21 protein-coding genes and 3 pseudogenes are annotated in these 25,046 nt (G+C 67.2%); 10 read left to right on the top strand and 14 right to left on the bottom strand.

Annotated features, from left to right (window positions below; genetic code table 11):
- Positions 1-33 precede the first annotated feature (33 nt).
- The 4 genes and pseudogenes from V3B30_RS20370 to V3B30_RS20355 form a co-directional block, all read right to left on the bottom strand.
- A complete protein-coding gene (locus V3B30_RS20370; RefSeq protein WP_262083473.1) occupies positions 34-1,419 on the bottom strand; it encodes an NAD-dependent succinate-semialdehyde dehydrogenase in 1,386 nt (461 codons plus the stop codon).
- Positions 1,420-2,094: 675 nt separating this feature from the next.
- On the bottom strand, positions 2,095-2,877 hold the full coding sequence (locus tag V3B30_RS20365; RefSeq protein ID WP_019661470.1) for a helix-turn-helix transcriptional regulator: 783 nt from the start codon (positions 2,875-2,877) through the stop codon (positions 2,095-2,097).
- A 45-nt stretch (positions 2,878-2,922) separates the two neighbouring features.
- Positions 2,923-4,048, bottom strand: a protein-coding gene (prfB, locus tag V3B30_RS20360) for a peptide chain release factor 2 (RefSeq protein WP_014037064.1) whose coding sequence is annotated in 2 segments (ribosomal slippage) — positions 2,923-3,972 and positions 3,974-4,048 — 1,125 coding nt in all. Because the reading frame shifts where the segments join, the coding sequence is not laid out codon by codon here.
- Between the two features lie 16 nt (positions 4,049-4,064).
- Positions 4,065-4,402, bottom strand: a pseudogene (locus V3B30_RS20355) (LytTR family DNA-binding domain-containing protein); the annotation flags it as partial.
- Between V3B30_RS20355 and V3B30_RS20350 the strand changes: the two are divergent.
- Positions 4,398-4,529 (top strand): annotated as a pseudogene (locus V3B30_RS20350) (acyltransferase); the annotation flags it as partial. The pseudogenes V3B30_RS20355 and V3B30_RS20350 sit on opposite strands and share 5 nt — an antisense overlap.
- A gap of 101 nt (positions 4,530-4,630) precedes the next feature.
- Here V3B30_RS20350 and V3B30_RS20345 read toward each other — a convergent pair.
- The 7 genes from V3B30_RS20345 to V3B30_RS20315 form a co-directional block, all read right to left on the bottom strand.
- Complete coding sequence (locus V3B30_RS20345) at positions 4,631-7,540, bottom strand: VIT domain-containing protein (RefSeq protein WP_262083472.1); 2,910 nt, start codon at positions 7,538-7,540, stop codon at positions 4,631-4,633.
- A gap of 145 nt (positions 7,541-7,685) precedes the next feature.
- Positions 7,686-9,443 carry a single-stranded-DNA-specific exonuclease RecJ gene (recJ, locus tag V3B30_RS20340; RefSeq protein ID WP_262083471.1) on the bottom strand — a complete coding sequence of 586 codons (1,758 nt, stop codon included), beginning with the start codon at positions 9,441-9,443 and terminating at the stop codon, positions 7,686-7,688.
- A 162-nt stretch (positions 9,444-9,605) separates the two neighbouring features.
- Positions 9,606-10,523 (bottom strand): phosphoglycerate mutase, encoded by a 918-nt coding sequence (locus tag V3B30_RS20335; RefSeq protein WP_262083470.1) that lies wholly within the window; start codon positions 10,521-10,523, stop codon positions 9,606-9,608.
- A gap of 4 nt (positions 10,524-10,527) precedes the next feature.
- Positions 10,528-10,992: a transcription elongation factor GreA gene (gene greA, locus V3B30_RS20330; protein ID WP_026347191.1), complete on the bottom strand. Its 465-nt coding sequence runs from the start codon at positions 10,990-10,992 to the stop codon at positions 10,528-10,530.
- 8 nt (positions 10,993-11,000) lie between these two features.
- Entirely contained in the window at positions 11,001-14,243 is a 3,243-nt protein-coding gene (carB, locus tag V3B30_RS20325) for a carbamoyl-phosphate synthase large subunit (protein ID WP_262083469.1), read from the bottom strand.
- 148 nt (positions 14,244-14,391) lie between these two features.
- Positions 14,392-15,519, bottom strand: coding sequence for a glutamine-hydrolyzing carbamoyl-phosphate synthase small subunit (gene carA, locus V3B30_RS20320; RefSeq protein WP_094001949.1), 1,128 nt, complete (start codon positions 15,517-15,519; stop codon positions 14,392-14,394).
- Between the two features lie 315 nt (positions 15,520-15,834).
- Entirely contained in the window at positions 15,835-16,506 is a 672-nt protein-coding gene (locus V3B30_RS20315) for a 4-hydroxy-tetrahydrodipicolinate reductase (protein WP_262083486.1), read from the bottom strand.
- A gap of 120 nt (positions 16,507-16,626) precedes the next feature.
- Here V3B30_RS20315 and V3B30_RS20310 point away from each other — a divergent pair, with 120 nt between their 5' ends.
- The 4 genes from V3B30_RS20310 to V3B30_RS20295 all read left to right on the top strand — a co-directional run bounded on the left by V3B30_RS20310 (position 16,627) and on the right by V3B30_RS20295 (position 19,085).
- On the top strand, positions 16,627-17,406 hold the full coding sequence (locus V3B30_RS20310) for a 3-oxoacyl-ACP reductase (RefSeq protein ID WP_262083485.1): 780 nt from the start codon (positions 16,627-16,629) through the stop codon (positions 17,404-17,406).
- Between the two features lie 4 nt (positions 17,407-17,410).
- Positions 17,411-17,806: a MerR family transcriptional regulator gene (locus tag V3B30_RS20305; RefSeq protein WP_262083468.1), complete on the top strand. Its 396-nt coding sequence runs from the start codon at positions 17,411-17,413 to the stop codon at positions 17,804-17,806.
- A gap of 55 nt (positions 17,807-17,861) precedes the next feature.
- On the top strand, positions 17,862-18,443 hold the full coding sequence (locus V3B30_RS20300; RefSeq protein WP_262083467.1) for an NAD(P)H-dependent oxidoreductase: 582 nt from the start codon (positions 17,862-17,864) through the stop codon (positions 18,441-18,443).
- A gap of 180 nt (positions 18,444-18,623) precedes the next feature.
- On the top strand, positions 18,624-19,085 hold the full coding sequence (locus tag V3B30_RS20295) for a DUF4304 domain-containing protein (RefSeq protein WP_100472154.1): 462 nt from the start codon (positions 18,624-18,626) through the stop codon (positions 19,083-19,085).
- Positions 19,086-19,167: 82 nt separating this feature from the next.
- Here the strand turns inward: V3B30_RS20295 and V3B30_RS20290 are convergent, their stop codons facing one another.
- Genes V3B30_RS20290 through V3B30_RS20280 form a run of 3 tightly spaced genes read right to left on the bottom strand, consistent with a single transcriptional unit; the run spans position 19,168 to position 21,526 of the window.
- Positions 19,168-19,413 (bottom strand): DUF6587 family protein, encoded by a 246-nt coding sequence (locus tag V3B30_RS20290; protein WP_262083466.1) that lies wholly within the window; start codon positions 19,411-19,413, stop codon positions 19,168-19,170.
- Complete coding sequence (gene feoB, locus V3B30_RS20285; protein ID WP_100472152.1) at positions 19,413-21,275, bottom strand: ferrous iron transport protein B; 1,863 nt, start codon at positions 21,273-21,275, stop codon at positions 19,413-19,415. Before feoB ends, V3B30_RS20290 begins: the two co-directional genes overlap by 1 nt.
- Complete coding sequence (locus V3B30_RS20280) at positions 21,272-21,526, bottom strand: FeoA family protein (RefSeq protein WP_100472151.1); 255 nt, start codon at positions 21,524-21,526, stop codon at positions 21,272-21,274. The genes feoB and V3B30_RS20280 overlap by 4 nt, the downstream gene beginning before the upstream one ends.
- A 119-nt stretch (positions 21,527-21,645) precedes the next feature.
- On the opposite strand from V3B30_RS20280, the gene V3B30_RS20275 reads away from it, so the two are divergent.
- The 5 genes and pseudogenes from V3B30_RS20275 (at position 21,646) to yeiP (ending at position 24,927) form a co-directional block, all read left to right on the top strand.
- Positions 21,646-22,434: an enoyl-CoA hydratase/isomerase family protein gene (locus V3B30_RS20275; protein WP_100472150.1), complete on the top strand. Its 789-nt coding sequence runs from the start codon at positions 21,646-21,648 to the stop codon at positions 22,432-22,434.
- Positions 22,435-22,436: 2 nt separating this feature from the next.
- Positions 22,437-22,544 (top strand): annotated as a pseudogene (locus V3B30_RS20270) (VOC family protein); the annotation flags it as partial.
- Entirely contained in the window at positions 22,544-23,440 is an 897-nt protein-coding gene (locus V3B30_RS20265) for a hydroxymethylglutaryl-CoA lyase (protein ID WP_008268685.1), read from the top strand. The pseudogene V3B30_RS20270 and the gene V3B30_RS20265, both read left to right, overlap by 1 nt.
- 100 nt (positions 23,441-23,540) lie before the next feature.
- Positions 23,541-24,311, top strand: coding sequence for an SDR family oxidoreductase (locus tag V3B30_RS20260; protein ID WP_262083465.1), 771 nt, complete (start codon positions 23,541-23,543; stop codon positions 24,309-24,311).
- A 49-nt stretch (positions 24,312-24,360) separates the two neighbouring features.
- Complete coding sequence (gene yeiP, locus V3B30_RS20255; RefSeq protein ID WP_005409468.1) at positions 24,361-24,927, top strand: elongation factor P-like protein YeiP; 567 nt, start codon at positions 24,361-24,363, stop codon at positions 24,925-24,927.
- The last annotated feature ends 119 nt before the right edge of the window (positions 24,928-25,046 follow it).

Below are 25,046 nucleotides of genomic sequence, written 5' to 3'. Positions count from 1 at the left end.
ATGGATCGTTGCAGGAAGGATGGAAGCTGCGCGTCAACGCTTGTCGAACCACACCGTCTGCGCGTTGACGAACTCGCGGATGCCGAAGTGCGAGAGCTCACGGCCGAAGCCGCTCTTCTTCACGCCGCCGATCGGCACGCGCGGGTCCGAAGCGGAGAAACCGTTGACGAACACGCCGCCGGTCTGCAGCCGGCGCGCCAGCTGCATCGCACGGGCGCGGTCGCCGGTCCACAGGTTGCCGCTGAGGCCGAATTCGCTCTGGTTGGCCAGTTCCACCGCATGGTCGGCATCACGGGCGCGGCTGATCGAGGCCACCGGACCAAAGGTTTCAGTATCGAAAGCCTGCATGCCGGGCTCCACGTCGGCCAGCACGGTGGGCGCGTAGAACGCGCCCGGGCGATCCAGCTGATGGCCGCCGACCAACAGCTTCGCGCCCGCGTCCACCGAGGCGCGTACCTGCGCGTCCAGCTGTTCCAGCAGGTCCTGGCGTGCCATCGGGCCGATACGGTTGCCGGCTTCACGGCCGTCGCCGATGGTCAGCGCCTGCACCTTCTGGCAGAACTGCGCCACGAAACGGTCGTACACCGCGTCTTCAACGATGATGCGCTTGCCGGCAATGCAGACCTGCCCGGTGTTCTGGAAGCGCGAGGCCACCGCCGCATCGACGGCAGCGTCCAGATCGGCGTCGGCCAGCACGATGAACGGGTCTGAGCCGCCCAGCTCCAGCACCACTTTCTTCAACGCCTGCCCGGCCTGGGCGGCGATGCTGCGGCCGGCGGCCACGCTGCCAGTGAGCGTCACCGCCGCAATGCGGTCATCGGCGATCGCATGGCTGGTGCCCTCGCGGCTGATGTTGGCGGCAATGAAGGTGCCTTCCGGCAGACCGGCGTCCCGCCAGGCCGCGTCAAGCAGCTGCGCGGTACCGACGATGTTCTCGGCCGGCTTCAGCAGGAAGCCGTTGCCGCCCATCAGGATCGGCACCGCCGCGCGCATCACCTGCCAATACGGGAAGTTCCACGGCATGATGCCCAGCACCACGCCCAGCGGCAGGTAGGACACGTAGGCCTTGTCGTCGGGTACCTGGGTCGATTCGTCGCGCAGGAACTGCGCACCGTGGTCGGCGTACCAGTCGCACAGCACGGCGCACTTCTCGATCTCGGCCAGCGATTCGGCCTGCACCTTGCCCATCTCGGCGGTGGCCAGCGCGGCCAGCTTTTCGCGGTCACGGCGCAGTACGCCCGCCATCGCGCGCAACACCTGCGCGCGCTGTTCGAGGCTGCTGGCGCTCCAGGCGGCGAAACCAGCCTGGCTGCGGTCGAGGATCGCTTCCAGCTCGGCATCAGTCGCGAAGGGATGGCTGGCGATCTGCAGGCCGGTGGCCGGATCGCGGGAAATGGCGGTAGTGGGGGCAGCGGACATGCAGGTCTCCTGGTGTCTCGACAACGGGCGGCGGCCCGTCTCCTGCACAGGAATGTGGACCTGATCGATGGCAGCAACAAGGCGTCTGCTTATCCTGTGACCTGTACTTACCTGCCTGAATGGGGTGGGTTGTCCTGGCAGGGCTGCGCCCTGGGTACGCGCCATCGCATGCGCGCTGCCGCTCCCACGCTTCGCTACGCGAACCGCGGGCCCCACTTACCAGCTCCCAGCCCCCCGCCGCTTCGCGGCCGCCCCCTGACTCAGGGGGCTCTGCCCCAGACACAAGTAAGGTCGCCACAGTAGATCCACGCCATTCGTGGCTGAATCTCTTTCGGAATCAAATATCTCCAATTGAGATCGAAAACCATCCACGCATGGCGTGGATCTACCAGATCACGGGAAATTGTCAGAGGTGGGGCGGTGTCGGAGTGCGGGGTGTCAGCCGCATGGGCCCGAGGCATGCCTCGGGCGGGTTGGGCAGGACGCCCAACCCCGGTCTTGCCGTGTGCGCAGGACTGCGCACACGAGCAAGCGGCTGGCAAGCCTACACGGACGTACTTGCGGCGTCCCCGCACTTCGACACCGCCCCGCCAACCTACGGATAGCTCGCTGCTGCTGTTGCCGTTGCTTCGGCTCGAACCAGGTGCAGGGCTGCAAGCCCTGCCGAACAACCCCCTACTTCCGCGGCAGGTAGGTCACCAGGGAAAGATCGTGCCGGCTCTCCGGCACCAGCGCCACGTATTGCAGGTCCAGCAACCCGCGCGTGGGATGGTTCAGCTTCTTCGCGCCTTCATCGAACCGGCGCACGTCGTGCTCCGGCCACCACTGGCGGAACTCCTCGCTATGCGCGGCGATGTCTTCCACCAGCGCCAGGAAGGGTGCCTTGTCCGGTGCCTGCGCCATCGCCGCGCGGAAGCCGGCCAACAGGCCGCGGGTCATTTCTTCCCAGTTGAGGATCAGCGTGCGGTATGGCGGGTACAGGAACATCAGCCGCAACGTGTTGCGCTCATGCGGCGCCAACTGGCTGTAGTCCACGAACAGGTCGGCGATGGCCGGGTTCCAGGCCAGGATGTCGAAGCGGGTATTGCGTACGTAGGCCGGGATCGGCTGCATCGCTTCCACCAGCTGGCGCAGGCCGTCGGTCACGCTCTCGTCCGGTGATTCCAGCGGCACGCCGTAGCCGGACAGCGCGAACGCATAGGCGCGTTCGTCGTCGCTCATGCGCAGCACCTGCGCCAGCCGCTCCAATACCTCGGGCGAGGCGCGCACTTCGCGGCCCTGCTCGATCCAGGTGTACCAGCTGACGCTGACCCCGATCGCCAGTGCGACTTCCTCGCGCTTCAGGCCCGGGGTACGCCGGCGCCCGGCCGGGAGGCCGAGCGTGGCGGGGTCGACACGAGCACGGCAGGCCTTGAGGAAGCCACCGAGTTCCTTGCGTTCACTTTCGCTGCGCATCATCGCTCCCCGTCACGGAGAGCGATGATATCCGCGCAGGCGGGTCGATCAGGCATCGACGCGCTTGGAGCCCACGGCCAGGCCGGCCTTCAGGCTGGCCTCGACGAACTCGTCCAGGTCGCCGTCGAGCACCTTCTGCGTGTCCGAGCGTTCGATGCCGGTCCGCAGGTCCTTGATGCGGCTCTGGTCGAGCACGTAGTTGCGGATCTGGCTGCCCCAGCCGATGTCGGACTTGGTGGCTTCCACGGCGTCCTTTTCGGCGTTGCGCTTCTGGATCTCCAGCTCGTACAGCTTGGCGGCCAGCATCTTCATCGCGTTGTCGCGGTTCTGGTGCTGGCTGCGGCCGGTCTGGCAGGCCACAACGATGTTGGTCGGGATGTGGGTGATACGCACCGCCGACTCGGTCTTGTTCACGTGCTGGCCACCGGCACCGGACGAACGGTACACGTCGGTACGCAGGTCGGCCGGGTTGATGGTGATGTCGATGTTGTCATCGATCTCCGGCGACACGAACACCGAGGTGAAGCTGGTGTGGCGGCGGTTGTCCGAGTCGAACGGCGACTTGCGCACCAGGCGGTGCACGCCGGTCTCGGTCTTCAGCCAGCCATAGGCATAGTCGCCTTCCACGCGCAGCGTGGCCGACTTGATGCCGGCGACGTCGCCACCGGACACTTCCATCAGCTCGGTCTTCCAGCCGCGCGACTCGCACCAGCGCAGGTACATGCGCAGCAGGATCTCGGCCCAGTCCTGTGCTTCGGTACCACCGGCACCGGCCTGGATGTCGACGAACGCCGCAGCATTGTCCATCTCGCCGGAGAACATGCGCTGGAACTCCAGCTTCTCCACGTGCGCCTGGTGCTTGTCCAGGTCAGCGACCACGGCCAGTGCGGTGTCCTCGTCCTGCTCGGACTCGGCCAGCTCCAGCAGTTCGGTGGCGTCGTTCAGGCCATCGAGCACCGAGGCGATGCCGCCCACGGTCTTTTCCAGGCTGGAACGCTCGCGGCCCAGGTTCTGGGCGTATTCGGCGTTGTTCCAAACGTCGGGGCTTTCCAGCTCCCGCGTTACTTCTTCAAGACGCTCTTTCTTGGCGTCGTAGTCAAAGATACCCCCGAAGCGACAGCACGCGATCGGTCAGATCGGTGATGCGCTGGCGGACAGGATTCAGTTCGATCATGTCGGCGGTTATGCATTCAAAAGATGACTGGCAATGATACCGCAGGCCGCGGGTGCCCGGAATGAGGGCCTGACCCTGCCCCCAGCGCCTGCCGCAGCAACGGCAGCTGGCGCCGGCTGCAGGGCACCTTGGCTCCATGGCCATATGCAGCAGGGCCTCGCCCCCGTCCAGCGGCTCGATCGAGCGCAGCTGGCCCCGAGGGATCAGCCAGCTGCGGTGCGGGCGCAGGAACACGCCCGGGTCCAGCCGCTGCTCCAGTACCGCCATGGTGATCCGCAGCGGGTAGTCGTGGCCGCGTACCCGCAGGTTCACGTAGTTCCCCGCCGCCTGGGCGTACTCCACGTCCGCAGTGGCCGGCACCGTCGGCGGCTGCCTGCTGATCCACGAGCTGCTGATCCGACGCTTGCGCTGGCTGCGACCTCTGTTTGGCCTGCGCGCCCATCCGCCAGCGTCGACGATCGCACGCGCCGTGTCCTTGTAGCGCCGAGCCGATGCCCGGCTACCTCTGCCATGAGCCGAGCATGGGCTCGGCTCTACCTTGAGGCAGTCGAGCAAGCTCGACGCTACAAAAGCCAGGATCGGTCATTTCACCTCGAACTCGCCCACAAGCACGGTCTCGGCGCGGTCCTTCAACCGCATCGTCACCATCTGGTCCTTCTGCTTCGGCGTGCCCCAGTGCGTGGTCAGGCGCAGCATCAGGGTCGTCGCACCGGTCACCAGCTGCTGGCGGCTGCCGAAATAGTTCGCCTCCACCTTGTACTTGCCGGGCTTGGCGTTGCGCAGCGAGAACTGCTCGGGCCCATAGCCGCCGGTGAAGTCCTGCGACATCTGCCCACCCTGATAGGTCAGGCGGTTGCCGTAGTACGCGCGCTCACCGTTCGGGTCAGTCACCCACAGGTCCATGTCGCTGTTGTCGGCGTCCCACGACAGCACCGCGCGCAGGTCCAGCGGCATCGCCTGCAGCAGGCGCGGGTCGATGCTGCGGGTGTCCAGGCGCGGCGTGCTGCGTGCCACCAGGTTGGTCAGCTCATCCAGCGCGATCAGGGCGATGCCATCGAAACGGTTGTCCCACGGCCGCACCACCACCTGGTACAGCGGCGCCAGCGCCTGCTGCGGCTTGCCCGCAGCCGCCAGTGCCAGGCCAAGATCGCGGAAGCTCTGCGGCTCTTCCTGGCCCATCGCCAGCACCTGCTCGAACACCGGCACCGCCAGTGCCAGGGCATCAGCCTGCATCAGCCGGTAGCCGAGCACGCGTAGCAGGTGGCGGTTGTCCAGGTCCATCTCGGCCAGGTTCGACAGCACGCGCAGTGCCAGTTCGCGCTGGCCCCGCTCCAGCAACAGATCGGCCACATCGAGGAAGAACGCGCTGCTGTCGGCGTGGGCATCGCGCTCAGCCAGATAGCGGTCATAGAGCTGCGACGGCGGACCCTGGCGCAGGCGACGGGCGATGGCCGAGTCCGGCCGCCAGGCCACCAGCTGGATGCCGAGCTGGCCGTCGTTGGCGGCAGCGGGCGTGGCCTCAAGGCTGCCGGTCACTGTGATCAGATCCAGCGCCTTGTTGGATGCAGACGCCGAGCGACGTGCACGCGCGCTGCTGGCTTCCATGCGTTGCTCGGCCGCCGCCATCGGCGCGGGGGCGGGCGGTGCCGCGGGGGCCGGCGCGGCCAGCATCGCCACCGGCGCCGAGTCCATCGCATAGTCCGCGGATGCAACTTCCAGCGCCCCGCCCTTCAACTGCGGAGGCGCTCCCTTCGGCCAGCTACGGTTCCACCACTGCTGGCGCTCCTTCCAACGTGCGGCAACCTGGTCCAAGCGCTGGCGATCGGCAGCGGCGCGATCGCTCACCTGCCGTGCGAAACGGGCATCGTACTCCGCGCGCAGTTTGCCGGACGGGCGGATCGCGTAGCGCAGGTAGTCATCCAGCGTTTCCAGCACGATCAACGAGGTGTCCGGACCGACCAGGCCGAACTGCTGTGACAGCAATTGCATAGCTTCGCGGTTGCCTCGGCGGTCGGCGCCGAGCTGCTGCAGACGGGCCTGCGCCCACAAGCCGGCCAGCAGTTCACCGTCATCACTCTTCTGGGTTGCCGGCAGTGCCTGCCATTCACCGCCGCCCACGCGCACCCGCATCGGCACGCCGTCCGCCGCAAGGCGAGCATGCAGCCACAGCCAGCCTTCGGCCTCGCTGCGGCGATCGATCACAACATCCTGTACGCCACGGCCCGCATCGACCTGCACGTCCAACGGCGACGACAGTAGTTCGCGAGCGGCCGCATCAACATCATTACCCAGCGCGACGAAGCGTCCGCCATGCGCTTCGCTCCAGCCGCGCAGGCGCACTGCATCGGTTCGCGCACCGGCACTGCTGACCGTGAACAGGCGCTGCTCCAGCGCGAGTGCTGGCAATGCTTCCGGCCCATAGGTCAGCAGGCCATCGCTGACCAGCAGGTATTCCTTCACGTTCGGCTGCGGCTGCCACTGCGCCAGCGCGCTGGCGCCATCCGGGCGTACGGCCTGCAGTGCTGCACGCAACTCGTTCCAGTTGCCGGCGCGGATACGGAATCGACGCACCGGTTCGGCGCGGTCTCGCAGCACGGTCAATGCGACCGTGCCGTCACCCATCGCGGCGAAATAGCGATCCAACAATGCGAACTCACGCGCCTGGTCGCGCTGACCGGAGGACCCGGAACCGTCCCACAACAGGCCGATTTCGCTGGGAAGCGTGCGCCGCGTGTGGCTGACCGCCACCGGCAGCTGTGCCAGCAGGTAGTGACCATCCTGCCAGCGTGCCACGTGCAACTGTGCCTGACGTGCCGCCGGCAGGCTCCATTGCAGCTGGGCCGGCAACTGCGTACCCCTGCCCTGCCAGTGCAGATGGCCTGCATTGATACGGAACGGAGCCGTACCCGCGGTGGCCGCGCCGGGAGCCTGCAGCTTCAATTCGACCGAAGCCGCACCGGCGGCAAACTGCAACGGCAATGTCCATTGCCAGCCCTGGCCGGCGAAGGCCAGCGGCTCGCGAATCACCAACTGCACACGTCGGCTGCCACCGGCCGGCAGCGGATAGATACGCAGGCGGAACTGGTTGCCGGCGGTCTGTTCCAGCAGGCCCGGGTCGACACCGCGGCGGGCAATTTCCTCGAACACCTGGCGGCCACGGTCCTTGGGCACCGGCACGGCGTGGCGCAGTTCACCGTTGATGTCCAGTGCGAAGCCGCTGATCTGCTGGCCATCGGCCAGCGGGAACTGCAGCTCACCCTCAAGCACGCGCCGGTTCGGGTTGTGGAACTCCAGGGTGATCCGGGTCTGGGCGACGCCGGCCTGGACCTCGCCTTCGATGAGGGCGCGCTGCAGCTGCACGGGCTGTTCGGCGGCGGGGGCGATCAGCAACGGGGTGGTGGCATGCGGCCGGGCAATGCGTGGCGACTGCGCGCCGGTGGGCCAGATCGCGAGGGCAAGCATCAACACGCTGCAGCAACGGGCGAAGACCATGACAGGGCTCCAGTGGGATCGTGGACCGTTGAACGCACGAACAGCCGGAATGGGGTTGGCGAGGCCCCCAAAAAGGGGACGGAGGGGATTAAGTCGCAATTGGCAAACAAGGCAAGAACGACTTAATCCCCTCCGTCCCTTTTTTTCATGCAGGGAGGCAGTGCTCCACGATCAGCTGGATGGCGCTGCCGCCGCGATAGTCGTCGCAGGCGAGCCGGTAGGCGAGATGCAGGTGGCGGCCCGGCGCGTTGCCGTGCCAGCCACCGAAATGAATCGCGTTGATCGTGCCGGGTACGCCTGGCAGCCGCAGTTCCAGCTTCAGGTGGCGCTCCTTCAGAACGCGCCAGTTGGCCACCTCGAAGTGGCCGTCGAACAGCGGCTCGGGGAAGCCCTGCCCCCACGGCCCGGCCAAGCGCAGCGCGTCGGCGTGGCGATGGTCGAGCTCGTCGGCGGCCAGTTCGCCGTCGCTGAGCACCTGCTGCTGCAGTGCCGCCGGGTCGAGCATTTCCAGCACCACCGAAACAAAGGCCGCCTTGAAGGCGTCAACATGATCAAGCCGCAGGCTGAGGCCGGCCGCCATGGCGTGGCCACCAAAGCGGTCGATCAGGCCCGGATGGCGCGCGTCGACCAGTGCCAACGCGTCACGGATGTGCAGGCCGGGAATCGAGCGCGCGGAGCCACGCAGCGTGTCGGCGCCCGGTTCGGCCGGGGCGAAGGCGACCACCGGGCGATGCAGGCGATCCTTCATCTTCGACGCGACCAGTCCCACCACGCCCGGGTGCCAGTCGGCATCGAACAAACAGGCCGCCACAGGGCGCTGCCCTGCCATGTCCAGCACCACGCGGGCCAACGCCTGCTCGGCGTCATCGGTCATCGATTGCTGCACCGCGCGCCGTTCCGAATTGATCTGCTCCAGCGTCTGCGCGATCTCGCGCGCTTGGCGTGGGTCTTCGGTCAGCAGCAGCGCAATGCCCAGTGCCATGTCCTCCAGCCGGCCCGCAGCGTTCAGGCGCGGGCCGAGCGCGAAGCCGATATCAGTGGCGGTCAGTCGCGCGACGTCACGGCCGCTGGCTTCGATCAGCGCACGCAGACCGACACAGCCCTGCCCTGCGCGTAGCCGGCGCAGGCCCGCGCTGACCAGCGCACGGTTGTTCGGATCAAGCGCTACCAGGTCGGCAACGGTGCCGACCGCCACCAGGTCCAGCAGCGTGGTCAGGTCCGGGCCCTTGCCATCGGCAAAGACACCGGCCTCGCGCATCTGCCGGCGCAGCGCCATCAGCACGTAGAAGATCACGCCGACGCCGGCCAGCGACTTGCTGGGAAAGGCATCGCCGTCCAGATTGGGATCGACGATGACATCGGCCGGGGGCAACTGCGGGCCCGGCAGATGGTGATCGGTGACCAGCACCTGCCAGCCACGTGCCTTGGCCGCAGTCACGCCCGCGTGGCAGGCAATACCGTGATCGACCGTGACCAGCAGGTCCGGCTTCAGCTCGGCCAGCTCCTCCACCAGTGACGGCGACAGGCCGTAGCCGTGCACCATGCGGTTCGGCACCGCGTGGAAGACGTGCTGCGCGCCGAGCATGCGCAGGCCTCGCACGCCGACCGCACAGGCGGTGGCGCCATCGCAATCGAAATCGCCAACCACCAGGATGCGCTTGTCATTGGCGATGGCCTCGACCAGCAGGCCTACCGCATCATCGATGCCGGTCAGCAGCTCGGGCGCATGCAGGCTGCCCAGCTTCGGCAGCGCCAGTTCCGGTGTGCCTGCGCCACGATTGGCGTAGAGACGCGCCAGCAACGGCAGCGTGCCCTCCGGCCAGCTGCCGGGCACGACCGCATCGCGGCGGCGGATCATCGGCGTATCAGAGCTGGGCTGCGCGGCATCGGCGGCAAGGGACATCGGCATCGCCGGTTACGGAAGACAGGAGGATGATACCCCCACAGCCAACGGCCGGTAGAGTCGACTGTGGGTCGACCAACGCGCAACGCGTGGGACTTCCCGCATCCGAGCGAAGTGCAGTCGACTGACAGTCGACCCTACCTACCGGATCCAATCAGGTGTTCAGTCGTGCAGTTGCCGCGGCTTCTTCCAGAACTGCCAGCGCTGGCCGCGGTCCAGCTGGAACTGCAGGCCATCCTCGAAATCCAGCACCAGCCGCTGCAGCTCGCCACGCTTCAGCGCGGCCAGCAGCGGGCGGATCGCATCGTTGCCGAGCTGCTGTAAAGAGCGAAGCTGGCGCAGATCGACCAGCGCATCCACCGCCTGCTCGCCATCCACGGCTACGCCAGCCGCCAGGGCCAGGCCCTGCAACAGGGCATCGCGGCTGCGCACCTGCGCATGCGCCGTGCTGACCGACACCGGCATCACGCCGCCACCCCAGAACCACAGCGAATTGATCGGCTGTTGTCCCTGCGCGGCGCGCTGCTGGTTCCAGGAATGGTTGTGCAGCAGCACCTGCGCTTCGGTCATCAGCGCCCGCCAGCGGCGACCGCCCTCGCCTTCCGGCAGGTGCGAGAACAGGTCATCGCCCAGCACCTCGTCCGGACTGTCGAAGTCCGGCAGGGCCAGGTCGATCGGAAGCCGCAGGTACCAGCGCGCAGGATCCGGTGCGTCGAGCACGAACCCGGCATCGGCGAACAACGGCTGCAGCACCGGCAGCAGGGCCAGGCAGTCAGCCAGCGTCGGCCGCAGGGTTTCGCCGTAGGCCATCATCCGCGCGCCATGCATGTCCGGCACCATGCAGGCCGGATCGGCGCGCAGCCAGCTGGCGCCGGCGGCATCGCCAACGTCACGCTGGCGGGTCAACGCGGCCACCGGCCAGTGCGGCGCGTTAACCGTGAAATGGCGCGTCAGCTGCGCGCGTTCGCCCGGTGCGACCTGCACGGCCGTGGCGCGGCCGAGCGCACGCGCCACATCGTCCGGCAGCGCAGCCGCGGCAAAGCGGCTGCGCGCCGGCAACAGCAGGGTCGCCGTTGCCACCGTGTCAGTCCACGTAGCTGACGCTGACGATCTCGTACTCGCGCTGGCCGGCCGGGGCATCGATCACGATCGAATCGCCTTCCAGCTTGCCGATCATCGCACGCGCCACCGGCGAGGAGATGGCGATCAGGCCCAGCTTGATGTCCGCTTCCAGGTCACCGACGATCTGGTACTTCTTCTCTTCGTCGGTTTCCACGTCGGCCAGGGTCACGCTGGCGCCGAACACCACCTTGGAGCCGGCATTGAGCTTGCTCACGTCGATGATCTCGGCGTGCGACAGCTCGCCTTCCAGCTGCTTGATGCGGCCTTCGATGAAGCCCTGTTCCTCGCGCGCGGCGTGGTACTCGGCATTCTCCTTCAGGTCGCCATGCTCACGCGCTTCGGCGATCGCGGCGATCACCTTCGGGCGCTTGACCGATTTCAGGTGATCCAGTTCGTCGCGCAGCTTCTGCGCGCCCTTCATCGTGATGGGGGCTCTCATGCATTCAACTCCTTGTGCAGCTCCTGCAGCGACCAGACGGGGCCGGTGCCGCGGAATTCCAGTGAATCCACCAGCGCCTTGGCGCCGGCAATGGTGGTCGAGTAGGTGACGCGATGCTGCAGCGCCTCGCGACGGATCGAGAACGAGTCGTTGATCGCCGAGCGACCTTCAGTCGTGTTGACGATGTAGACGATCTCGCCGTTCTTGATCGAATCGACGATGTGCGGACGGCCTTCGACCACCTTGTTGATGATCTCGCAGTCCATGCCGTGCTGCTGCAGCCACGCGGCGGTGCCGCGGGTGGCGACCAGGCTGTAGCCACGCGCCAGCAGCGCCTTGGCGACCGGCAGCACGCGCTTCTTGTCCGGATCACGCACCGAGACGAAGGCCTTGCCGACCGGCGGTGCCTTGATGCCACCGGCTTCCTGCGCACGCGCGAAGGCGGCGTTGAAGGTGCGGCCCACGCCCATCACCTCACCGGTGGAGCGCATCTCCGGCCCAAGGATCGGGTCGACGCCCTGGAACTTGGCGAACGGGAAGATCGCTTCCTTCACCGAGTAGTAGTCCGGCACGATTTCCTTGGTCGCGCCCTGCTCGGCCAGGCTCTTGCCGGCCATGCAGCGGGCGGCGATCTTGGCCAGCGGCATGCCCGTGGCCTTGGACACGAACGGCACGGTGCGCGAGGCACGCGGGTTCACTTCCAGCAGGTAGATGGTGTCGGCACCTTCATCACTGGTCTGGATCGCGAACTGGGTGTTCATCAGGCCGACCACGTTCAGGGCCTTGGCCAGTTCCACCACCTGGCGGCGCAGCTCGGCCTGGGTTTCAGCCGACAGCGAGTACGGCGGCAGCGAGCACGAGGAATCGCCCGAGTGCACGCCGGCTTCTTCGATGTGCTCCATCACGCCGCCGATCAGGACGTTGCCCTGGGCATCGGCAATGATGTCGACGTCGCACTCCACGGCATTGTCGAGGAAGCGGTCCAGCAGCACCGGCGAATCGTTGGACACCTTCACCGCGTCGCGCACATAGCGGGCCAGGTCGGCTTCGCCATAGACGATTTCCATCGCGCGGCCGCCCAGCACGTAGCTCGGGCGCACCACCAGCGGGTAGCCGATCTCGCGGGCCAGCAGCAGGGCTTCCTGGTCGTTGCGGGCGATGCGGTTCGGCGGCTGCTTCAGGCCCAGCGTGTCCACCAGCTGCTGGAATCGCTCGCGGTCTTCGGCCAGATCGATCGAGTCCGGGCTGGTGCCGATCACCGGCACGCCGTTGGCTTCCAGCGCGCGCGCCAGCTTCAGCGGGGTCTGGCCGCCGTACTGAACGATCACGCCCTTCGGCTGTTCCAGTTCGACGATTTCCAGCACGTCTTCCAGGGTCAGCGGTTCGAAGTACAGGCGGTCGGAGGTGTCGTAGTCGGTCGACACGGTTTCCGGGTTGCAGTTGACCATGATGGTTTCATAGCCATCCTCGCGCAGCGCCAGTGCCGCGTGCACGCAGCAGTAGTCGAACTCGATGCCTTGGCCGATGCGGTTCGGGCCACCGCCCAGGATCATGATCTTGTCGCGGTTGCTCGGCGCGGCCTCGCACTCGTCCTCGTAGGTCGAGTACAGGTAGGCGGTACCGGTGGAGAACTCACCGGCGCAGGAGTCCACGCGCTTGTAGACCGGGCGCACCTTGTGCGCACGACGCAGCGCGCGGATGGCGGCTTCGTTGGTGCCGGTCAGCTGCGCCAGACGCGCGTCGGAGAAACCAGCGCGCTTGAGCTTGCGCAGGCGTGCGGCGTCCAGCGCGTCGATGCCACCGGCAGCGACTTCAGCCTCGGCAGCGATGATTTCCTCGATCTGGTCCAGGAACCAGTGGTCGATGAACGACAGCGCGTAGATCTCTTCCACGCTCATGCCGGCGCGGAACGCATCGGCGACGAAGAACAGGCGCTCCGGGCCCGGGGCCTTCAGCTCGCGACGCAGGGTCTGCAGGTCTTCTTCGTTGCTCAGGTCCAGGCCGGTAGGGTCGAAGCCGACCTTGCCGGTTTCCAGGCCACGCAGGGCCTTCTGCACCGACTCCTGGAAGGTGCGGCCCATCGCCATCACCTCGCCCACGGACTTCATCTGGGTGGTCAGGCGGGCATCGGCGGCCGGGAACTTCTCGAAGGCGAAGCGCGGGATCTTGGTGACGACGTAGTCGATCGACGGCTCGAACGAGGCCGGGGTCAGGCCACCGGTGATCTCGTTCTTCAGTTCGTCCAGGGTGTAACCCACGGCCAGCTTGGCGGCGACCTTGGCGATCGGGAAGCCGGTGGCCTTGGAGGCCAGCGCCGAGGAACGCGACACGCGCGGGTTCATCTCGATGACGACCACGCGGCCGGTCTTCGGGTTGATGCCGAACTGCACGTTCGAGCCACCGGTATCGACGCCGATCTTGCGCAGCACGGCGATGGAGGCATCGCGCAGGCGCTGGTATTCCTTGTCGGTCAGGGTCTGCGCCGGGGCCACGGTGATCGAGTCACCGGTGTGCACGCCCATCGGGTCCAGGTTCTCGATCGAGCAGACGATGATGCAGTTGTCCGCGGTATCGCGGACCACTTCCATCTCGAACTCCTTCCAGCCCAGCACCGACTCTTCCACCAGCACTTCGGTGGTCGGCGACAGTTCCAGGCCGCGGCTGACGATCTCGACCAGCTCTTCGCGGTTGTAGGCGATGCCGCCACCGCTGCCGCCCAGGGTGAAGCTGGGGCGGATGATGGTCGGGTAGCCGACGCGGGTCTGGATCTCCAGCGCTTCGTCCAGGGTGTGGGCGACGGCGGCGGTCGGGCATTCCAGGCCGATCTCACCCATGGCCACGCGGAACAGCTCGCGGTCTTCGGCCATGCGGATCGCTTCGCGCTTGGCGCCGATCAGTTCAACGTTGTACTTCTCCAGCACGCCGTTGTCGGCCAGGTCCAGCGCGCAGTTCAGCGCGGTCTGGCCACCCATGGTCGGCAGCAGTGCATCGGGCTTTTCCTTGGCGATGATCTTCTCGACTGTCTGCCAGTTGATCGGCTCGATGTAGACGGCATCGGCCATCTCCGGGTCGGTCATGATCGTGGCCGGGTTGCTGTTGACCAGCACCACGCGGTAACCCTCGTCACGCAGGGCCTTGCAGGCCTGGGCGCCGGAGTAGTCGAACTCGCAGGCCTGGCCGATGACGATCGGGCCAGCACCGATGATGAGGATGGTCTTGAGGTCAGTGCGCTTGGGCATTTTCTTCTCTAAGTCAGTACAGCGTGACAAGGGGGGTGATCGCACGCTGTCGATCAGGAATCTTGATCCGCAGCGCCGCGCCAGCGGCAGCAGCGTTGCGGGGTTTACGGTCCATCGCGACGCCACCGGGGGGCCGGCGGCGTACTGATCACGCCTTGGCCTGCTCCATCAGCACCACGAAGCGGTCGAACAGCGGACCGACATCGGTCGGGCCCGGCGACGCTTCCGGGTGGCCCTGGAACGAGAACGCCGGCACGTCGGTGCGGGCGACACCCTGGTTGGTGCCATCGAACAGCGAGCGGTGGGTCACGCGCAGGGTCGGCGGCAGGGTCGCTTCATCGATCGCGAAGCCGTGGTTCTGCGAGGTGATCATCACCCGGCCGCTGTCCAGGTCCTGCACCGGGTGGTTGGCACCATGGTGGCCGTGGCCCATCTTCATGGTCTGCGCGCCTGAGGCCAGGCCCAGCAGCTGGTGGCCCAGGCAGATGCCGAAAGTCGGGATCTTCACGTCGATGAAGGTCTTGATCGCTTCGATGGCGTAGTCGCACGGTTCCGGGTCACCCGGGCCGTTGGACAGGAACACGCCGTCCGGCTTAAGTGCCAGCACTTCGGCGGCCGGAGTCTGTGCCGGCACCACGGTCACTTCACAGCCACGCTCGGCCAGCATGCGCAGGATGTTGGTCTTCACGCCGAAATCGTAGGCCACGACCTTGAACTTCGCCGGCACACTGACGAAGGCGTTGGCGTCCAGGTCCAGCTGGCCCTCGGTCCAGGTGTAGGTCTTCTCGGTAGTGACGACCTTGGCCAGATCCATGCCCTTCAGGCCGGGGAACTTGCGGGCGGCTTCCAGTGCCTTTTCCACGTCGATATCGCCGGCCATCAGCGCACCGTTCTGCGCGCCCTTCTCGCGCAGGATGCGGGTCAGCTTGCGGGTGTCGATGCCGGCGATGGCGACCACGCCGCGCTGGATCAGCCAGTCCTGCAGCGACACCTGGCTGCGCCAGTTGCTGGGACGGCGCGGCACGTCGCGCACGATCAGGCCGGCCGACCACACCTTGGACGCTTCATTGTCCTGGTCGGTCATGCCGGTGTTACCGATATGCGGATAGGTCAGCGTGACCATCTGCCGGGCGTAGGACGGGTCGGTCAGCACTTCCTGGTAGCCGGTCATGGCGGTGTTGAACACCACCTCACCGACGGACAGGCCGGGCGCGCCTACGGATTCGCCCTCGAATACGGTGCCGTCTTCGAGGACGAGGATTGCGGCTTGGGTCACGGGAATCTCACTTTGGCTACCGAGGGGGCTGCCGAAGTCACGCCTGCGCTTCACGGAAATCCGGTTGCAAAAAAGCGCGGACGTACGGTCTGGGACCGGTCCGGCTTTCGTGATTCGGCGAGTGCGAATTGTAGCGCTGCCGGGGCGCTCGCGCCAGCGGTTATCGCGCTTCATGAACAGGCGATTGCGCATTCATTTCAATCCGGCCGGGGTCGGATCCTTTCCCGGCAGGGAAAGGCTCTGGCCCGGATGCCCGCAAATGGGGTCAGAGCCCTTTCCGCTGGAAAGGGATCCGACCCCAGGAATCAGCCCGCCTTACTGCAGCAGGTCGCGCACCCGGTAGCTGCCGGGCGCCCGGCCCTGCAGCTGGCGGGCGGCGAACAGCGCACCGCGGGCGAAGATGTCGCGGTTGGTGGCCCGATGCACCAGCTCGATGCGCTCACCCAGCCCGGTGAACTGCACCAGATGCTCGCCGACGATGTCACCGGCACGCAGGCTGGCGTAATGCGGCTCCGCCCCGCCCCGCTGCGCGGCCGCCCCCAGTGTCAGCGCAGTACCCGACGGCGCGTCCTTCTTCTGCGTATGGTGCGACTCGACGATGTCACAGTCCCAGCCGGCCAGCGCCTGCGCGGCGCGTTCGACCAGCTCGTCCAGCACCGCCACACCCAGGCTGAAATTCGACGCCCAGACCAGCGGGATGGACGCCGCCGCGGCCTCCAGCGCCTGCCGCTGCGTGCTGGAGATGCCGGTGGTACCCGAGACCAGGCCGGCGCCCCGCTCCACGCACAGCGCCAGCACGGGGTCGAAGCCCTCCGGCAGGCTGAAGTCGATCGCTACGTCGAACACCGGCGCACCGGGCAGTTCGCTGGCCGCGAAGAACGGCACGCCGTCGACCACGCGCTGGGCCGGCGCACGGCCGGTCACTGCAGCCACGATCTGCAGGGTATCGGGATGTTCGGCGGCCAGCCGCAGCAGGGCCTGGCCCATGCGCCCGGAGGCACCGTGAATGAGCAATCGCAGGGAAGTCTGGTTCATGCCTGCAGGCTAGCGGCAGCACGCCTGCTCCGGCAAGCGCCATCACTGCTACGCTGCATGCCCTTTCATGCAATGGATGGCAGCCCCCTCATGCAGATCAGCGAACAGCTGGTGCTGGTCACCGGTGCCGGCCGCGGCCTCGGCCAGTACATCGCCCGCGCGTTCGCTGGGCAGGGCGCGCGCGTCATCGTCAACTATCACCGCAGCGAAGGTGCCGCACGTGCGCTGTCCGCCGAGCTCGGCGGACAGGCGATCGCGCTGCCGGCCGACGTCACCGACCGCGGCCAGGTCGATGCGATGCTGCAGCAGGCGCTGGGCCACTTCGGCCAAGGCGTCACCACCGTGGTCAACAACGCACTGGCCACCTTCTCGTTCAATGGCGATGCCCGCGACGGCGCCGCCGACATCGGCTGGCCGGCGTTCCAGGCACAGTTCGAGGGCAGCGTGCGTGGCGCGCTGAACACTGTGCAGGCCGCCCTGCCCGGCATGCAGGCCCGTCGCTTCGGGCGCGTGATCAACATCGGCACCAACCTGTTCCAGAACCCAGTGGTGCCCTACCACGACTACACCGCCGCCAAGGCCGCGCTGCTGTCGCTGACCCGCACCCTCGCCGGCGACCTCGGCCCGCATGGCATCACCGTGAACATGCTGTCGGGCGGCCTGCTGCGCACTACCGATGCCAGCGCCGCCACGCCCGAAGCAGTGTTCGACTACATCGCCGCAAACACGCCACTGCGCAGCGTCACCACGCCGGCCGAGTTCGCCGATGCCGCGCTGTTCTTCGCCAGCCCCTGGTCGCGCGCGGTGACCGGGCAGAATCTGGTGGTCGATGGCGGGCTGGTGCGGGACTGAGCCAATGCGCATTTCCGAGGTCAGCCGCCTGACCGGGGCCAGCGCCAAGGCCATCCGCCTCTACGAGGCGCGCGGACTGCTGCCGCCGGTGCCACGCCTGAACCGCTATCGCGACTACAGCGAACAGGACGTGGCCTGGGTGCAGCTGATCCGCCAGGCGTTGGCGCTGGGCATCACGCTGGCCGCCGTCTCCCGCGTGCAGGGCCGGGTTGGACGGCTCGACTGGCCGGCCGTGCTGGCCCTGCTTGAGCAGCAGCGCAACCGCATTGCCAGCGAGCGGGCACGGCTGGCGCAGGTCGAGCTCGACCTGCAGCAGGTCAGCGACGAACTGCGGCAGTGGCTCCACTCCGGCAGCGGCGACTGCATCCTGGAACCCAGCGGCTGCACCGCTGGCGTTTGACTCTGCCCCTGGGGCACAGCCCAACCTCGCGCTCTTTCCATTGCCCGAGGTTGCCGTGTCCCGCTCCATCCTGATCCTGCTCGGCCATCCCGACCGCGACAGCCTGTGCGGCGCCCTTGCCCAGCGCTACGCCACTGCCGCCGAGAATGCTGGCCACCGGGTGCGCCTGATCGCATTGGGTGAACTCGAGTTCGATCCGGTGCTGCGGCATGGCTACCGCCAGATCCAGCCGCTGGAAGCCGACCTGCAGGACGCGGCGGATGCGATCGATGCCTGCGATCACCTGGTGCTGGTCTATCCCACCTGGTGGGGTGCGATGCCGGCGCTGCTGAAGGGCTTTTTCGATCGCATGCTGTTGCCGGGCTACGCCTTCCGCTACCGGCGCGATTCGGTGTGGTGGGACCGGCTGCTGGCCGGGCGCAGCGCACGGGTGATCACCACGCTGGATACGCCGCCCTGGTATTACCGCTGGATCTACCGCGACCCGGGCATCAGCCAGATCCGAGTCGCCATCCTGGAGTTCTGCGGCATCCGCCCGGTGCGGGTCAGCCGTCTCGGTGCGGTACGCAGCAGCAGCCCGGCGCAGCGGGAGCGATGGCTGGCGTTGGCAGCAGAGCTGGGAGCGCGGGTTCGGTAGATTCAGGCCATCGGCAAGGCGTGCGAACCAAGGTTCGCACCCACCTGGGGCGAGGGTTCGCACCCACCTGGAAGGTTCTTGCCCACCTGGGGCGCTCGTTGCACGTGTCGCGTTTGCCAATTGACCCCAAGGCACTGCGCCTCAAGGCTGTGGGCCCTTCTTCCGGCCCAGGCAAAGCCCATGAAATCCTCGACCGTCTTCAGCAAATGCGCCAGGAAGACCGGCTTTGCCGGGACGTCGACGACCCGCTACCGCTTGCTGGATGACGCCCTGCTGGTTGTGAATCACCAACGCGCCAGCGAAAGCCGGGGCTTCTATGTGAATGCCGGGCTCTACTTTCCAGAGCTGCTCGAGTATCCCCTCGCGCCTGATGATCTTGAAACGGCTTTCCGGTATCGCTCCAGCATTCCCACGCCCCATGTCGACTGGCGGATCGAAGAAACGCCAGGCCTTCGCCGGGCCTTCATCCAGCAGGATCTTGAAGATCTTCTGCAGGCCGGCAATCGCGATGGCATGAAATGCCTGCTGCTCGACGCCCTTGCCGATGTGGCGGGTTTCGCGGCGGCCCATGGAAACCGGAAATCGGTACGGCGATTGAATCAGGATGGAAGCTTCCGCGCGATCATCCGCAGAGAGGTCTGAATCCCGGAAGCGTGCGAACCAAGGTTCGCACCCACCGGGCGAAAGTTCGCCCCCAGGCGGCCACAGTCGAGCAAGCTCGACGCTACTTCCCGGTCGGCCCGCAGCTGTCGCAACCGCCACAGGCACCACCGCCACCCGTGGCCGGCGGTGCGATCTTCCGCCCCAGCGCCTGCAGCCAGGCGGCGCGGCCCGGCTTCAGTAGCGCCAGTGCCAGTGCCCCGCGCAGCCTGCGCACGGTGCCCGGGAACTGCTTCTTCAGCACCACCCACGCACTGACCAGCACGGCCACCGCGACGATCATGTACTGCAGCAGCAATCCACGGTCCATCAGCCGCCTCCCAGCGCCTTGGTCACCTGGTAGGTGATCAGCGCGGCAACGTAGGCCGCCGCGAACAGGTAGAACGCGGCGAAGCCCATCTGCTTCCACGAGTTGGTCTCGCGCTTGATGGTGGCCAGCGTCGAGATGCACATCGGGGCGTAGATGAACCACACCAGCAAGGCCAGGCCAGTAGCCAGCGACCAGCCATCCGCCACCACCGGCGACAATGCGGAGATCGCCGCGTCGTCATCGGCAGCCGACAGCGCATACACCGTCGCCAGCGAGGACACCGCCACTTCACGCGCAGCAAGGCCCGGAATCAGCGCGATGCAGATCTGCCAGTTGAAGCCCAGCGGCGCGAAGATCGCCGTCATCGCATGGCCGATCTGGCCGGCGTAGCTGTAATCGATGGCCGGCATCGTCGCGTCGGCGGGCGCGCCCGGGAACGACAGCAGGAACCACAACAGGATGGTCAGCGCCAGGATGATGCCGCCGACGCGCTTGAGGAAGATCATGCCGCGCTCGTACAGGCCAACGGCGAGGTCACGCGGATGCGGAATGCGGTACGACGGCAGCTCCAGCATCAACGGGTGCTCGCTCTTGTCGCGGCGCCACTTCTTCATCACCCACGACATCACCAGCGCGCTGAGGATACCGGCCACATACAGGCCGAACAGCACCAGGCCCTGCTGATTGAAGATGCCGATCCTGCCGGCAGGAATGAACGCGCCGATCAGCAGTGCATAGACCGGCAGGCGTGCCGAGCAGGTCATCAGCGGTGCCACCAGGATCGTGGCCAGGCGGTCACGCGGGTCCTGGATGCTGCGCGTGGCCATGATGCCGGGCACCGCGCAGGCAAAGCTGGACAGCAACGGGATGAACGACCGCCCCGACAGGCCGGCCGCCGCCATCATCCGGTCGAGCAGGAACGCCGCACGCGGCAGGTAGCCGGACTCTTCCAGCGCCAGGATGAAGGCGAACAGAATCAGGATCTGTGGCAGGAACACCACCACGCCCCCCAGGCCGGCGATGATGCCGTCGGTCAGCAGACTGGTCAGCGGCCCTGCCGGCAACACGCTGGCGGCCAGCTCACCGAGCCAGGCGAAGCCGGCCTCGATGCCATCCATCAGCGGCGTCGCCCAGGCGAACACCGCCTGGAAGATCAGGAACATCACCACAACCAGGGTGATCAGGCCGAACACCGGGTGCAGGAGCCAGCGGTCCAGTGTGTCGTCGATCTTTGCGGTCCGCGCCGGCATGCGCACGGCCACCGACAGGATCCCGCGCACCTTGGCGTGGTAATCGATGCCACCTTCCGGGCCCGGCACCGGCGCATCCAGGTGCGGCACCATGGCGTCGAGACGCTCCACCAGGGCCTTGGCGCCCTGCTTGCGCACCGCCACGGTCTCCACCACCGGCACGCCCAGCTCGCGCTCCAGCGCGGCCACATCCACCTGGATGCCGCGGCGCTGGGCCGCATCGACCATGTTCAGCGCCACCACCATCGGCTTGCCCAGCTCACGCAGTTCCAGCGCGAAGCGCAGGTGCAGGCGCAGGTTGGTGGCGTCGATCACGCACAGCAGCACGTCAGGAGCGGCTTCGCCCGGGTAGAAGCCCCGGCACAGGTCGCGGGTGATCGCTTCGTCCAGGCTGGCCGGGTGCAGGCTGTAGGCGCCCGGCAGGTCGAGCACCGCGAATTCACGGCCGGACGGCGCACGCAGGCGGCCTTCCTTGCGTTCGACGGTGACGCCGGTGTAGTTGGCGACCTTCTGCCGGCTGCCGGTCAGCTGGTTGAACAGCGCGGTCTTGCCGCTGTTGGGGTTTCCGACCAGCGCGATGCGCAGGGGTGCGGTAGAGGCTGCAGCGGTCATGCGCGACGCTCCTGGCGATTGGCGTCGACCACGACGCGCTTGGCTTCACTGATCCGCAGTGCGAACCGAGTGAACCCGACCTGCACCAGCAGCGGCTCGCCACCGACCGGACCCTTGGCCACCAGGCGCACTTCCTCGCCCTGCACGAAACCCAGTTCGCGCAGGCGACGGGCGATGGCATCGTTGGCATGGAGGTCCTGCACGGACTCGACCACGGCCGAGGTGTGCAGCGGCAGTTCGGACAGCGTCATCTAGCGCATTCTCTGCTGGATGTAAATGGTTCTCGATTCTAACATTCCCGCGTCGCGTCATGGCCCATGACCAATGGCCCGCTATGATCCATACAGGTATGGAGTGACCCTGGAATCCCATGAACGATGCTTTGCAGATCGAGCGCCGTGGCGCTGTCCTCACCCTCTGGCTGAACCGGCCGGAGCTGCACAACGCCTTTGATGCCGGCCTGATCGCGCGGCTGACCGCCGCCCTGGAGGCAGCCGGGCGCGATGACGCGGTACGCGCGGTGGTGGTGGCCGGGCACGGTGCGTCCTTCTCGGCCGGTGCCGACATGCAGTGGATGCGCGGCATGGCCGCGGCCAGCGAGGCCGACAACCGCGAGGACTCTCTGGCCCTGGCCCGGCTGATGCGCACCCTGGACGAACTGCCCAAGCCGACCCTGGCCCGGGTCCACGGCGCAGCCTTTGGTGGTGGCGTCGGCCTGGTCGCCTGCTGCGACATCGCCATTGCCACCACCTCGGCCCGATTCGGCCTGACCGAAAGCCGCCTGGGGCTGCTGCCGGCGGTGATCTCCCCCTATGTGATCGAGGCCATCGGCCCGCGCCAGGCCCGTCGCTGGTTCGCCACCGGCGAGCATTTCGACGCCGAAACCGCGCTGCGCATCGGCCTGGTCCACCAACTGGTCGAGCCCGAACGCCTGGACGAAGCGCTGGAGCGCCAGCTGGCCCTGCTCGACAAGGCCGGCCCGATCGCCTCGTCCACCGCCAAACAGCTGGTGAGGCAGGTCCGTGACAGCCATGACCGCGACGCCCTGGATCGCGACAATGCCGCCCTGATCGCGCGCCTGCGGGTGTCCGCCGAGGGCCAGGAAGGCCTGGGCGCCTTCCTCGACAAGCGCGCCCCCCATTGGGTCACGGAAGCCTGAACATGCTCGATCATCTTGGTTTGACCAACGCCGACCTGGCACGCAGCAAGACCTTCTTCCCACAGGCACTGGCGCCACTGCAGATCGGCATGGTGATGGAGGTGGCCGCATGAGCGACTACGTCCGCATCGTCGAGGTCGGCCCGCGTGACGGCCTGCAGAACGAAAAGCAGTCGGTGTCCACCGCCGACAAGATCGAACTGATCAACCGCCTGTCTGCCACCGGCCTGCGCAGCATCGAGGCGACCAGCTTCGTCAGCCCGAAGTGGATCCCGCAGCTGGCCGACGCCGCCGAGGTCTATGCCGGCATCCAACGCCGGCCGGGCATCCACTACCCGGTGCTGGTGCCGAACGAACAGGGCTACGACCGCGCCCGCGCAGTGGGAGTGGAGGAAGTGGCGGTGTTCACCGCGGCCTCCGAAGCGTTCAACCGCACCAACACCAATGCCGGCATCGACGAGTCGCTGGCCCGCTTCGAGCCGATCCTGCGCCGTGCCGCCGCCGATGGCGTGCGCGTGCGCGGCTACGTCTCCACCGTGCTCGGCTGCCCCTACCAGGGCGAGGTGCCGCTGGCCGACGTGGTGCGGGTGGCGCGCGCCCTTCACCAGATGGGCTGTTACGAAATCTCGCTGGGCGACACCATCGGCGTCGGCACCCCGCGCAAGGCACGGGCCATGCTGCAGGCGGTTGCCGCCGAGATTCCGATGGCCGCACTGGCCGTGCACTTCCACGACACCTATGGCCAGGCCATCGCCAACATCGCCACCTGCCTTGAAGAAGGCGTGCGCGTGGTCGACAGCGCCGTCTCCGGCGCCGGTGGTTGCCCGTACGCGAAGGGCGCCAGCGGCAATGTCGCCAGCGAGGACGTGGTCTACCTGCTGCAGGGCCTGGGCCTGGACAGCGGCGTGGACCTGCCGGCACTGGCCGAAACCGGCCGTTGGCTGGCCGGTCTGCTCGGACGCGCCACCGCCAGCCGCACCGGCCAGGCGCTGGCTGCCGCCGGCTGACCGCCTCACTGCGCCGCCCTGCAGCGGCGGCGCAGTGCACAACAGCGGCGGTCGCGGCTTCCGTTAGAATCGGCGGTTCTCGAACCTGCAGGACCGTGCAATGCAGCTGTCTTCCGTACGTGCCGTGATCACTGGCGGCGTCTCCGGTCTCGGCCTGGCCGTGGCCCAGCACCTCGTCGCCCAGGGCGGCAAGGTGGCCCTGTTCGACCTCAACGACGACAAGGGTGCTGCCGCCGTTGCCGGGCTGGGTGCCGACACGGCCCGCTATTTCAACGTCAACGTCAGCGATGAAGCGGCCGTCTCGGCAGCCATCGACCAGGCCCACGAGTTCCTTGGTGGCCTGAACGTGGCGATGAACTGCGCCGGCATCCTCGGCGCCGGCCGCGTGCTGGGCAAGGACGGCCCGATGCCGCTGGCTGGCTTCCAGGGCACGGTGATGGTCAACCTGGTCGGCAGCTTCAACGTGGCCAAGGCCGCGGCCAACCGCATGCAGCACAACGACGCCGGCACCGATGGCGAGCGCGGCGTGATCATCAACACCGCCAGCATCGCCGCCTATGAAGGCCAGATCGGCCAAGCCGCGTATGCCGCCAGCAAGGGCGGCGTGGTGTCGATGACGCTGCCGATGGCGCGCGAACTGTCGCGCTTCGGCATCCGCGTCAATACGATTGCGCCCGGCGTGTTCTGGACGCCGATGGTCGATGGCATGCCCGAAGCCGTGCAGCAGTCGCTGGCCGCCTCGATCCCGTTCCCGTCGCGCCTGGGCAAGCCGGAAGACTTCGCCAGCCTGGTCGGCTTCATCCTCGGCAACACCTACCTCAACGGCGAGACCATCCGCCTGGACGGCGCTACCCGCCTCGCTCCGAAGTGATTCCCCCCGGGCGCCGGGACGGCGCCCTCCCCCAACGACCAACATCATCATGAAAGCCAACGACATCAAGAAGGGCAACGTCGTCGAGTACAACAACGGCGTGTACCAGATCCGCGACATCGAGCGCAGCTCGCCGCAGGGTCGCGGCGGCAACGTCCGCTTCCGCTTCATCATGTACAGCGTGCCGGGCGGCAACAAGCTCGATGCCAGCTTCGATGCCGACGACAACCTGGTCGAGGTCGAACTGCTGCGCCGCCAGTCCACCTATTCGTACAAGGACGGCGATGCCTTCGTGTTCCTCGATGACGAGGACTACACCCCGTACACCCTGGACGCGGACGTGATCGGCGACGACGCCGGCTACATCACCGACGGCCTGACCGGTATCTACGTGCAGGTGATCGACGAGCAGCCGGTGGCGATCCAGCTGCCGGCTTCGGTGGTGCTGGAAGTGATCGAGACCCCGCCGGAACTGAAGGGCGGCACCGCCACCAAGCGCCCGAAGCCGGCCAAGCTCAACACCGGCATCGAGATCATGGTGCCGGAGTACATCGTCAACGGCGAACGCGTGCTGGTGAACACCGCCACCGGCGAATTCGCCGGCCGTGCCGACTAAGCGCCTCGCGCTGGTCGCTTGCCTGTCCCTGCTTGCGGCGTGCTCGCCGCAGGCAGCGGGCGGCGCATCGGTAGTAGTAGTTGTGTAGAGCCGAGCCCACGCCCGGCTGCGTTGTGCTC

The organism is Stenotrophomonas sp. SMYL41 (assembly GCF_036319965.1).
Lineage (GTDB): Bacteria > Pseudomonadota > Gammaproteobacteria > Xanthomonadales > Xanthomonadaceae > Stenotrophomonas > Stenotrophomonas maltophilia_R.
This window is presented reverse-complemented; position numbering and strand designations above follow the sequence as displayed.

What these genes read in the sequence shown, in the direction of transcription:
- V3B30_RS20370 (WP_262083473.1), bottom strand. Translation starts at nt 1,419, where the DNA reads ATGTCCGCTGCCCCCACTACCGCCATTTCCCGCGATCCGGCCACCGGC.
- V3B30_RS20365 (WP_019661470.1), bottom strand. Translation starts at nt 2,877, where the DNA reads ATGATGCGCAGCGAAAGTGAACGCAAGGAACTCGGTGGCTTCCTCAAG.
- V3B30_RS20345 (WP_262083472.1), bottom strand. Translation starts at nt 7,540, where the DNA reads ATGGTCTTCGCCCGTTGCTGCAGCGTGTTGATGCTTGCCCTCGCGATC.
- recJ (WP_262083471.1), bottom strand. Translation starts at nt 9,443, where the DNA reads ATGTCCCTTGCCGCCGATGCCGCGCAGCCCAGCTCTGATACGCCGATG.
- carB (WP_262083469.1), bottom strand. Translation starts at nt 14,243, where the DNA reads ATGCCCAAGCGCACTGACCTCAAGACCATCCTCATCATCGGTGCTGGC.
- V3B30_RS20315 (WP_262083486.1), bottom strand. Translation starts at nt 16,506, where the DNA reads ATGGGCCAGGCCCTGCTGCGGCTGGCCGCCGAACATCCCGATACCCTG.
- V3B30_RS20310 (WP_262083485.1), top strand. Translation starts at nt 16,627, where the DNA reads ATGGATGGCAGCCCCCTCATGCAGATCAGCGAACAGCTGGTGCTGGTC.
- V3B30_RS20305 (WP_262083468.1), top strand. Translation starts at nt 17,411, where the DNA reads ATGCGCATTTCCGAGGTCAGCCGCCTGACCGGGGCCAGCGCCAAGGCC.
- V3B30_RS20295 (WP_100472154.1), top strand. Translation starts at nt 18,624, where the DNA reads ATGAAATCCTCGACCGTCTTCAGCAAATGCGCCAGGAAGACCGGCTTT.
- V3B30_RS20290 (WP_262083466.1), bottom strand. Translation starts at nt 19,413, where the DNA reads ATGGACCGTGGATTGCTGCTGCAGTACATGATCGTCGCGGTGGCCGTG.
- feoB (WP_100472152.1), bottom strand. Translation starts at nt 21,275, where the DNA reads ATGACCGCTGCAGCCTCTACCGCACCCCTGCGCATCGCGCTGGTCGGA.
- V3B30_RS20280 (WP_100472151.1), bottom strand. Translation starts at nt 21,526, where the DNA reads ATGACGCTGTCCGAACTGCCGCTGCACACCTCGGCCGTGGTCGAGTCC.
- V3B30_RS20275 (WP_100472150.1), top strand. Translation starts at nt 21,646, where the DNA reads ATGAACGATGCTTTGCAGATCGAGCGCCGTGGCGCTGTCCTCACCCTC.
- V3B30_RS20265 (WP_008268685.1), top strand. Translation starts at nt 22,544, where the DNA reads ATGAGCGACTACGTCCGCATCGTCGAGGTCGGCCCGCGTGACGGCCTG.
- V3B30_RS20260 (WP_262083465.1), top strand. Translation starts at nt 23,541, where the DNA reads ATGCAGCTGTCTTCCGTACGTGCCGTGATCACTGGCGGCGTCTCCGGT.
- yeiP (WP_005409468.1), top strand. Translation starts at nt 24,361, where the DNA reads ATGAAAGCCAACGACATCAAGAAGGGCAACGTCGTCGAGTACAACAAC.